The sequence below is a fragment of the Alphaproteobacteria bacterium genome (assembly GCA_030740435.1).
In the GTDB taxonomy this organism is placed as follows: Bacteria; Pseudomonadota; Alphaproteobacteria; order UBA2966; family UBA2966.
In genome coordinates this window covers 19243-27528 of sequence record JASLXG010000069.1, presented here as the reverse complement: position 1 = coordinate 27528, position 8286 = coordinate 19243, and the positions used below count along the sequence as shown (strand labels likewise).

General features: G+C 64.1%; 14 protein-coding genes. 9 read left to right on the top strand and 5 right to left on the bottom strand.

What is annotated here, in order from left to right:
• Positions 1 to 307: TerB family tellurite resistance protein (locus QGG75_08210; GenBank protein MDP6067220.1), on the bottom strand; the 307-nt coding region annotated here is incomplete at its 3' end.
• 355 nt (positions 308 to 662) lie between these two features.
• Here QGG75_08210 and QGG75_08205 point away from each other — a divergent pair.
• From QGG75_08205 to QGG75_08190, 4 genes are all read left to right on the top strand, one after another.
• Complete coding sequence (locus QGG75_08205; GenBank protein ID MDP6067219.1) at positions 663 to 788, top strand: aa3-type cytochrome c oxidase subunit IV; 126 nt, start codon at positions 663 to 665, stop codon at positions 786 to 788.
• Positions 789 to 911: 123 nt separating this feature from the next.
• Positions 912 to 2069, top strand: coding sequence for a Re/Si-specific NAD(P)(+) transhydrogenase subunit alpha (locus tag QGG75_08200; GenBank protein ID MDP6067218.1), 1158 nt, complete (start codon positions 912 to 914; stop codon positions 2067 to 2069).
• 3 nt (positions 2070 to 2072) lie between these two features.
• Positions 2073 to 2360, top strand: coding sequence for an NAD(P) transhydrogenase subunit alpha (locus tag QGG75_08195; GenBank protein ID MDP6067217.1), 288 nt, complete (start codon positions 2073 to 2075; stop codon positions 2358 to 2360).
• 12 nt (positions 2361 to 2372) lie between these two features.
• The gene (locus QGG75_08190; GenBank protein ID MDP6067216.1) at positions 2373 to 3758 is read left to right on the top strand and encodes an NAD(P)(+) transhydrogenase (Re/Si-specific) subunit beta; all 1386 of its coding nucleotides are present in this window, start codon (positions 2373 to 2375) and stop codon (positions 3756 to 3758) included.
• A gap of 70 nt (positions 3759 to 3828) precedes the next feature.
• Here QGG75_08190 and rpsU read toward each other — a convergent pair whose 3' ends face one another.
• Positions 3829 to 4035 (bottom strand): 30S ribosomal protein S21, encoded by a 207-nt coding sequence (rpsU, locus tag QGG75_08185; protein ID MDP6067215.1) that lies wholly within the window; start codon positions 4033 to 4035, stop codon positions 3829 to 3831.
• Between the two features lie 179 nt (positions 4036 to 4214).
• Between rpsU and QGG75_08180 the strand changes: the two genes are divergently transcribed.
• Both QGG75_08180 and QGG75_08175 read left to right on the top strand, forming a co-directional pair.
• Complete coding sequence (locus tag QGG75_08180) at positions 4215 to 4856, top strand: peptide deformylase (GenBank protein MDP6067214.1); 642 nt, start codon at positions 4215 to 4217, stop codon at positions 4854 to 4856.
• Between the two features lie 135 nt (positions 4857 to 4991).
• Positions 4992 to 5213 carry a hypothetical protein gene (locus QGG75_08175; protein ID MDP6067213.1) on the top strand — a complete coding sequence of 74 codons (222 nt, stop codon included), beginning with the start codon at positions 4992 to 4994 and terminating at the stop codon, positions 5211 to 5213.
• Positions 5214 to 5280: 67 nt separating this feature from the next.
• On the opposite strand, the gene QGG75_08170 is transcribed toward QGG75_08175, so the two are convergent.
• On the bottom strand, positions 5281 to 5460 hold the full coding sequence (locus QGG75_08170) for a hypothetical protein (GenBank protein ID MDP6067212.1): 180 nt from the start codon (positions 5458 to 5460) through the stop codon (positions 5281 to 5283).
• On the opposite strand from QGG75_08170, the gene QGG75_08165 reads away from it, so the two are divergent.
• Positions 5460 to 5879 (top strand): hypothetical protein, encoded by a 420-nt coding sequence (locus tag QGG75_08165; GenBank protein ID MDP6067211.1) that lies wholly within the window; start codon positions 5460 to 5462, stop codon positions 5877 to 5879. The two genes, QGG75_08170 and QGG75_08165, sit on opposite strands and share 1 nt — an antisense overlap.
• Before the next feature lie 213 nt (positions 5880 to 6092).
• Here the strand turns inward: QGG75_08165 and purE are convergent, their stop codons facing one another.
• Positions 6093 to 6581, bottom strand: a complete 489-nt coding sequence (purE, locus tag QGG75_08160; GenBank protein ID MDP6067210.1) for a 5-(carboxyamino)imidazole ribonucleotide mutase — start codon at positions 6579 to 6581, stop codon at positions 6093 to 6095.
• 152 nt (positions 6582 to 6733) lie between these two features.
• On the opposite strand from purE, the gene QGG75_08155 reads away from it, so the two are divergent.
• Positions 6734 to 7486: a GGDEF domain-containing protein gene (locus tag QGG75_08155; protein MDP6067209.1), complete on the top strand. Its 753-nt coding sequence runs from the start codon at positions 6734 to 6736 to the stop codon at positions 7484 to 7486.
• A 29-nt stretch (positions 7487 to 7515) separates the two neighbouring features.
• Here the strand turns inward: QGG75_08155 and QGG75_08150 are convergent, their stop codons facing one another.
• Complete coding sequence (locus QGG75_08150; GenBank protein ID MDP6067208.1) at positions 7516 to 7722, bottom strand: DUF465 domain-containing protein; 207 nt, start codon at positions 7720 to 7722, stop codon at positions 7516 to 7518.
• Between the two features lie 133 nt (positions 7723 to 7855).
• Between QGG75_08150 and QGG75_08145 the strand changes: the two genes are divergently transcribed.
• Positions 7856 to 8026, top strand: a complete 171-nt coding sequence (locus QGG75_08145) for a YdcH family protein (GenBank protein MDP6067207.1) — start codon at positions 7856 to 7858, stop codon at positions 8024 to 8026.
• Positions 8027 to 8286 lie beyond the last annotated feature (260 nt).

Genomic DNA, 8286 nt, shown 5'->3' with positions numbered 1-8286 from the left:
CGCGGGAGTCCTTCTTGGCCTGGTCGAACACCCGGGCGACATTCTTGCCCTCGGCCGGCGGCACATGAAAGACCTCGCGGAAAGCCGCCACCTCGTCACGCGTCACCACGCCGTCGGCCTTGGCCATCTTGGCACCCAGCGCAATGACGCCAATGGTGAAGGCGACTTGACGCTGGGCCCCGGCGTCGGCCTCGCCGCCGCGCATGCGGCCATAAGCGTGCCCGGCCAGGCCGCCGACCAGAGCGCCGATGGGCCCGCCAAGCGCGAAGCCGGCGGCACTGCCGATGATAGTTGTCCAGATGCTCATGTTTTTCCGCCGGCCCCAGCATGGCCGCGATTACGCGGCCATTCAACCGTTGCGGTGGGAAACGACGATTGCGGGCCCAGGTCGAAGGCCGAGACGGCACCATCTGTGGGCCGGCGAGCTCAAGCGAAACCAAGGTCCAGGCTGGCGAGATAATTGTCATCTCGACGCCTTCGGGCGGCGGCCGGGGGCCGAAGGAAGGAGTGGATTCGGGATAGCGGCGCGAATTAGCCGATATTCAACTAAAATTGGGGAGAATTCACCCAAAATCACCCTATTGCGACGTATTGTCCCGTTGCCTGCGAGGCACAGGTAGGCTATACGGACGCCATCTTTGGAATTGGAGTTTGTGCCGCTCATGGCCCAAGGAAACATGGATATTTCGCAGCACCAGGGAACCTGGCAGGGCTTTCGCCGCTTTACGGTCTTCGGCACCGCTGCCGTTGCCCTGGTTCTGATTCTGATGGCGCTGACGCTGCTTTAGGCGGGGCGCCTCCAACACCACCAGCCCAGCCCTCCGGGCGGGCCTATGAAAAGACAAATTCCCGATTGTGGTCCGGTACCGCCCAGGCGGCTCCGAGCCCGACACACTCAATCCGGTGAGAACATGAAAATCGCCATACCCAAGGAACGGCGGCCGCACGAAAGACGCGTTGCGGCCACGCCGGACACGGTCAAGAAACTAATCGGCCTGGGTGCCCAGATGTCCGTCGAGGCAGGCGCCGGCGAGGGCGCGCAGATCCCCGACCAGGTTTTCGCCGATGCCGGCGCCACCATCGCCGCCGACGCCGCTGCCGCGGTGACCGACGCCGACATCGTCTTCAAGGTGCAGCGCCCGCTGACGGCTGCCGAAGGCGGCCCCGACGAGCTGGCCCAGCTGAAAAAGGGCGCGCTGTTGATCGCCACGCTGGCGCCACACGCCAACCGCGACCAGGTGCAGGCCTACGCCGATGCCGGTGTTACCGCCTTCGCCATGGAGTTCATGCCCCGCATCACGCGGGCCCAGAACATGGACGTGCTGTCTTCACAGTCGAACCTGGCGGGCTATAAGGCGGTGCTCGACGCTACTGCCGAGTATCCCCGAGCGCTGCCCATGATGATGACCGCCGCCGGCACCATCGCGCCGGCCCGCGCATTCGTCATGGGGGCCGGCGTGGCCGGACTGCAGGCCATCGCCACAGCACGGCGGCTGGGCGCCATCGTGACGGCCACCGACGTCCGCCCAGCGGTCAAGGAACAAGTCGAATCCCTGGGCGCCAAATTCATCGCGGTCGAGGACGAGGAATTCGCCGAGGCTGAGACGGCGGCCGGCTACGCCAAGGAAATGTCCGACGCCTATAAGCAAAAACAATCGGCGCTGGTGCGCGAGCACCTGAAAAAGCAGGACATCGTCATTTGCACTGCGCTGATTCCGGGCCGCCAGGCGCCGATCCTCATCAGCGCCGACATGGTGGCCGAAATGAAGCCCGGCGCCGTGGTCGTCGACCTGGCCGTCGAGCAGGGCGGCAACTGCGAGGGCTCCCGGCTGGGCGAGGTCGTCGAGGTCGGCGGCGTGCGCATCGTTGGGCATGACAACTGGCCCAGCCGCATCGCCGGCGACGCCTCGCAGCTGTACGCCAAGAACCTGCTGAACTTCGTCACCACCCTGATCGACGACGAGAGCAAAGAGCTCGCCATCGACTGGGAGGACGAGATCGTCCAAGGCACGGCGCTGACCCGCGACGGCGCCATCATCAACCCGGCGCTGACCGGGGAGGGAAACTGAGCCATGGCTGCCATCGATCCCTTCGTTTTCCAGCTCTCCATCTTCGTACTGGCCATTTTCGTCGGCTACTACGTGGTGTGGAGCGTGACGCCGGCACTGCATACGCCGCTGATGTCGGTGACCAACGCCATCTCCAGCGTCATCATCGTCGGCGCCCTGATCGCCGCCGGGCCGGCTGAAATGAGCGCCGCCCGCATCCTCGGCATCGTCGCCATCGGATTGGCCGCCGTGAACATCTTCGGCGGCTTCATCGTGACCCAGCGCATGCTGGCCATGTTCAAGCGCAAGTAAGGGGGACGCAAGATGTCGGCAAACATCACGGCGGTCGCCTACCTGATCGCATCCGTTCTCTTCATTTTGGCGCTGCGCGGGCTGTCTTCGCCCGTTACGGCGCGGCGCGGCAACATCTTCGGCATCACCGGCATGATCATCGCAGTGCTGATCACGGTGATCGATCCCAGTGTCGTTTCGTATGCCTGGATACTTGTCGCCGTGGTCATCGGCGGCGCCATCGGCACTGTGGTGGCGCTGAAGATTGAGATGTCGGCCATGCCGCAACTGGTGGCTGCCTTTCACAGCCTGGTCGGCCTGGCCGCAGTGCTGGTAGCGGGGGCGGCAATGCACAACCCCGGCGCCTACGGCATCGCCGATGCGGCCGGCAACATCTTTACCGCCAGCCGGATCGAGATGACGCTGGGCAGCGCCATCGGCGCCATTACCTTCTCGGGCTCGATCGTCGCCTTCGCCAAGCTGCAGGGTCTGGTTTCCGGCAACCCGGTGGTCTTTCCCGGGCAGCACATCCTCAACCTCATCATCGGCCTCGCCATCATCGGCCTGATCGCCTACTTCGTCGGCAACCAATCGCCCGAGGTGTTCTGGCTGTTGACGGGCGTCGCCTTCCTGATCGGCTTTTTGATCATCATCCCGATCGGCGGTGCCGACATGCCGGTGGTGATCTCGATGCTGAACTCCTATTCCGGCTGGGCCGCCGCCGGCATCGGCTTCACGCTGCAGAACTCGGCCCTGATCATCACCGGTGCCCTGGTCGGCTCGTCGGGTGCGATTCTGAGCTACATCATGTGCAAGGCCATGAACCGCTCGTTCTTCAGCGTCATCCTGGGCGGCTTCGGCGGCGACGCCGTGGTCGACAAGGCGCGCAGCGACAAGCCGGTCAAGCCGGGCAGCGCCGACGACGCCGCCTTCATCATGCGCAACGCCGGCTCCGTGATCATCGTGCCCGGCTACGGCATGGCGGTGGCCCAGGCCCAGCACGCGGTGCGCGAGATGGCCGATGCCCTGGCCGCCGAGGGGGTGCGCGTGCGCTATGCCGTGCATCCCGTGGCCGGACGCATGCCGGGGCACATGAACGTGCTGCTGGCCGAGGCCAACGTGCCTTACGACGACGTCCAGGAGTTGGAGGAGATCAACTCCGACTTCGCCTCGACCGACGTGGCCTTCGTGATCGGCGCCAACGACGTCACCAACCCGGCGGCCCACGATCCCTCGAGCCCGATCGCCGGCATGCCCATTCTCGACGTCGACCGGGCCCAGACCTGCCTCTTCGTCAAGCGATCATTGGCGCCCGGCTACGCCGGCATCGACAACGAGCTGTTTTACGCCGAAAACACCATGATGCTGTTCTCCGACGCCAAGAAGATGGTCGAGAACATCGTCAAGGCCCTGGCCTGACCCGGCAGGGCGGACAGCAAAGCATTCAGGAAAGGTCGATCGGCCGCTCTGGCAGCGGCCAGGAAGCCGCCTAGCCGGCCTCGCGCTGGGCTTTCTTGCGGGCCAGCTTGCGGGCGCGGCGGATGGCCTCGGCCTTTTCGCGGGCCCGCTTCTCGGAGGGCTTTTCGTAATAATTACGAAGCTTCATCTCGCGGAAGATACCTTCGCGCTGCATCTTCTTCTTGAGCGCGCGCAAGGCCTGGTCGACGTTGTTATCGCGAACGACTACGGATACCAGGGTTCATCTCCTCCAATGGGCGTGCGGCCAGGGTCGCTGCCGCGACGGCGGCGATGCTGTCTAACATAGGCGATAGCGCGAGAAAAGCCAAATCGTTTACTGAAGTGGGGACACGTACCTTAACGTCCGAAAAGGCGTTAAGGTACGTGTCCCCACTTCAGCAACGCCATATTCCCCCCATGGCCATTCTCAAGATCGCCCGCATGGGCCACCCGGTTCTCAGGCAGCGCGCCGAGCCTGTCGCAGACCCCGCCAGCGAGCCCAACGCCGCGGCGCTGGGCCGCTTCATCGCCGACATGGTCGAGACCCTGGAGGATGCCGGCGGCATCGGCCTGGCGGCACCCCAGGTGCACGTGCCGGCACGTCTGGTCATCTTTACGCCACCGCCGGACGACGCGGCGGAGGACAGCACAGAAGACGCCGAGGAGGCGGACGGAGAAGCCCCTGGGGCAGCGCCTCTCACCATCCTCATCAACCCCGAGATCGAGCCGCTCGGCGAGGACCAGGAACTGGGCTGGGAGGGCTGCCTCTCGGTGCCCGGGCTGCGCGGCCTGGTGCCGCGCCACAGCGCCATCCGCTACCGCGGCCTGGCGCCCGACGGCAGCCTCGTCGAGCGCGGCGCCACGGGCTATCACGCCCGCGTCGTGCAGCACGAATGCGACCATCTCGACGGCGTGCTCTACCCCATGCGCATGCCCGATCTCTCGCAGCTGGTATTCGAAAGCGAATGGCGCCACGTGGTGGCGGCGGCGCGGGACGAGGCTCAGGACGGAGGCCAGGAAAATGACCGGCAAGGCGAAGGCCGAGACGCCCAACCTTGAGAAGGCGCGCCAGGCGCTGCTGGCGGTCCTGCCGACCCGGTTCCCGACGAAGGCAGAAGCACCAAGGCCCTGGAGAGCGCAACCGCCGAGGCCGGCCTCGATCCCCCGGCAGCGGCCCGCGCCTTGTCCCGAGGCATGGCCAGCGCCATCGACGCCTTGATGTTCTGCCTCGACGACCTTTCCGAGAAAAGTGCGGAAATCCCGGGTTTCCTGGAGCGCCGCCCGGACGAGTCGATGGGCTTCCAGCGGCCTAAAGGCCGGTTGCAAAACCGTCCTGAAGTCTTGCTGCATCGGCGCCGTCTCTGCCCCCCGCAAGATCGTCCGATAGCGGTGAAGTGTGAGCATAACTGCGCCTAGCAAGCCGATCAACAATAGTTGCAGTCAATCTTGGACTAAATTAATTCGCAATTATCGATCATGATGACTAGCGCTTGAAACTAGAAAATCTGTCCAACTCTGGACCAAATTGTTGTTCATGACGCTCGCGCATGACGATATCTTGATCCACATCATTGTCGCGGCGATCCTTTGGCGGGACGGGGTCGGGCACCGTCAACTCTGACGGATCGCCGCGCGGATGATCGTGAGGGAAAACCAGCGCCAATGGATCTGCATGGATATGTCGACTGCTCGATCGCGATCAACAACCTAAGACGGGATTTTGTTTTTCAGGAACTGGGTGACAACGAGCTTTTGTGCCGGGGGGAATCGCGATTTCGACAAAAGGCGAGCCTGATTTGGGAAATCGTATGCCGCGTTCGCAGTGCCGAGTTGCGAGGGGACAAACTGGGCATGCAAGCCCTCTATCTGGAAATCGGTATCGCCCGTCCGACACTCACTCGGTTGCTGGAGTTGCTTGAACGGAGTGACGCGCTAATGCGAGACCGAGACCAGCAAGACCATCGCCGCACCCACGTCATCCTGCGTGCCGGTTTCCGGGAGCGTTTCGATGACTGCGTTCAAACCATGATCGCGATGCTCGATTTTTGGCACCACAAGACACCAGGCAGGTCAGAAACGTGAAAAACCGAAAGCATCGCATGCCGCCGGCCGATGTCCCCGACAACGGAAGCGGCCGGCCGTTGGGGCTGCCCAGCAAAACGCCGGAAAAATGCCAGGGCTGTCTTTACTACCTATCATTGTCTTGTGTCGCAAGCAAGGCGCCCGATAGCTGTGGCGACATCTTTTCGCCGCGGGCCTTGGGGCCCCGCTCACCATAAAAGGGAGGTCGTCCTTTTAGTCCTGCGGAACTTCCAGCACCCCTGCTGCCTGTTCGGCGCGGAAATCGTCTAGCGCCTGGGCCACGGCCGGATCCGCGAGCGCCAGGATGGCGGCGGCGAAAAGCGCGGCATTAACGGCTCCGGCACGTCCGATGGCCAGGGTGCCGACGGGAATGCCGGCCGGCATCTGCACCATCGAGAGCAAACTGTCGAGGCCGTCGAGCTTGCTTTCCATGGGCACGCCGAGCACCGGCAGCGCCGTCTTGGCGGCGATCACGCCGGGCAGCGCCGCCGCCATGCCGGCACCGGCGATGATCACCTTGAGGCCGCGAGCCGGCGCATCGGCGCAATAATCGTCGAGCCTTCCCGGCGTGCGGTGAGCCGAGATGATGCGGCTCTCGTGGGCGATGCCGAGGCGCTCGAGGGTCTCGGCGGCATGGCGCATGGTGACCCAGTCGGACTGACTGCCCATGACGATACCGACGCTGGGATTGGGGTCGCTCATGGCGCTCTCCACAAGGTCGAAAGGGGCGAAAGAGGGCGATTATAGGTAGCCGACCGTTTGTGACAAGGCGCACTGCAAAGAGCGCTGCGATTTTCTAGCTTGTGCTATAATCGCTTTCCCTGATCCAGCTCACGGCCAGCCTCTAGCGCACCATGAAAGTCGGCCCCACGGGACCCCGCATGTCGCCGCCTTCGGTGCGGCGGGTCGAGGAATCGCGCCCGGCCAAGGTCGAGGCGGCCCCGGCCCAGACCTCGGCGCCGCGCGAAATCAGCGATTCCATGACCATCATGGGCATCCCCGAGGTCGAGCTCACGCCGCGCGTGCGCCAGGCCCTGATGACGCTGATGGAGGAGGTGCAGAATCTGCGGCGCGATTTGCAACGCACCAGCGACCGCTTGGCCGAGGTCGAGCGCCTGGCCGACCAGGATACCCTGACGCCGACGGCCAACCGCCGCGCTTTCGTGCGCGAGCTCAGCCGCGCCATGTCGCAGGCCGAACGCTACGGCACGCCGGCCAGCGTGGTCTATTTCGATATCGACAGCTTCAAGGACATCAACGACACCCACGGCCACGCCGCCGGCGACGCCGTCCTGATGCACGTGGTGGACATCGTCATGCGCCACATCCGCGACACCGACGTCGTCGGACGCCTGGGCGGCGACGAGTTCGATGTCATCCTGAGCCACGCCGACGACGCGACGACGATGGAAAAGGCCGAGGCCCTGGTCAGCGATATCCGCACCACCCCGCTAAGCTGGCAGGACCAGGAGATCTACATCGAAGTGTCCTACGGCGCCTCGCAGTTCGAGCCCGGCGACAACCCCGACCGCGCCCTGGCCGCCGCCGACCAGGCCATGTACGCGCAAAAACGCAACAACCGCCAGAACAGCGGCGAAGCCGAATAGCGCTTGTCAGGGTCGATTCCGGACACCCGCTAAGCAATAATATCGGGCAGCAAAGCGCTTTCGGCCTGCAGGATCTGATCCTTGATCGAGAGCTTGCGCTTTTTCATGCGCTGGATCTGGACTTGGTTGTAGCCGCCCGTGGCGATCAGCGCCGTGATGGCGTCGTCGAGGTCACGGTGTTCGGTCCGCAACTCGGCCAGTCGCCGTTTGAGTTCTTCCTGATCCGTCTTGCTCATGCTCGTTCGGGGTGTTGCACCGACCATGCCCATCATAACAGAAATTCACGCTGGCCGCTCTTGACCGCTGACGGGGGACAGCACATGTGATTTAATATGCCTCTCGGCAAAAAAGGCACGGAGGGCTGCTGCCATGGAAGTCGAGCCGCACTTGACGGTGCTAAGGGAAAAACATCGGAGCCTGGAGGCGGAAATCCAACAGGAATCCCAACGTCCCAATCCCGACTCGATGACGATCGCTTCTCTCAAGCGGCAAAAACTCAAGATCAAGGACGAAATCGCCCGGCTCAGTCCGTCCGGCTGAAGGCTGCCGTGAGCGAGTTTTTGTAGACCCTCACCGGGCGGGCGCCGCCACAGGCGGCTTTTTGTAGCCCCTCACCGGGCGGGCGCCTCCGCGAAGGTTTTTTGGACCCTCACCGGGCGGGCGCATCCGCGCCCTTGGCCTCCGCCCCCCGCCGGGGGGCGGCTTAGTGCCAATACCAAGTGTGTTTTTTTCTTCTTGGTCTTGGTGCAACGGGAGCGACCGCGACCCGCCGCTACTGCGGCGCGCCCGCGCAGGCTGCG

Excerpts from the sequence above, each read along its gene's own strand:
- QGG75_08205 (MDP6067219.1), top strand. The coding sequence starts at position 663 with ATGGCCCAAGGAAACATGGATATTTCGCAGCACCAGGGAACCTGGCAG.
- QGG75_08200 (MDP6067218.1), top strand. The coding sequence starts at position 912 with ATGAAAATCGCCATACCCAAGGAACGGCGGCCGCACGAAAGACGCGTT.
- QGG75_08195 (MDP6067217.1), top strand. The coding sequence starts at position 2,073 with ATGGCTGCCATCGATCCCTTCGTTTTCCAGCTCTCCATCTTCGTACTG.
- QGG75_08190 (MDP6067216.1), top strand. The coding sequence starts at position 2,373 with ATGTCGGCAAACATCACGGCGGTCGCCTACCTGATCGCATCCGTTCTC.
- QGG75_08180 (MDP6067214.1), top strand. The coding sequence starts at position 4,215 with ATGGCCATTCTCAAGATCGCCCGCATGGGCCACCCGGTTCTCAGGCAG.
- QGG75_08175 (MDP6067213.1), top strand. The coding sequence starts at position 4,992 with ATGGCCAGCGCCATCGACGCCTTGATGTTCTGCCTCGACGACCTTTCC.
- QGG75_08165 (MDP6067211.1), top strand. The coding sequence starts at position 5,460 with ATGGATCTGCATGGATATGTCGACTGCTCGATCGCGATCAACAACCTA.
- purE (MDP6067210.1), bottom strand. The coding sequence starts at position 6,581 with ATGAGCGACCCCAATCCCAGCGTCGGTATCGTCATGGGCAGTCAGTCC.
- QGG75_08155 (MDP6067209.1), top strand. The coding sequence starts at position 6,734 with ATGAAAGTCGGCCCCACGGGACCCCGCATGTCGCCGCCTTCGGTGCGG.
- QGG75_08150 (MDP6067208.1), bottom strand. The coding sequence starts at position 7,722 with ATGAGCAAGACGGATCAGGAAGAACTCAAACGGCGACTGGCCGAGTTG.
- QGG75_08145 (MDP6067207.1), top strand. The coding sequence starts at position 7,856 with ATGGAAGTCGAGCCGCACTTGACGGTGCTAAGGGAAAAACATCGGAGC.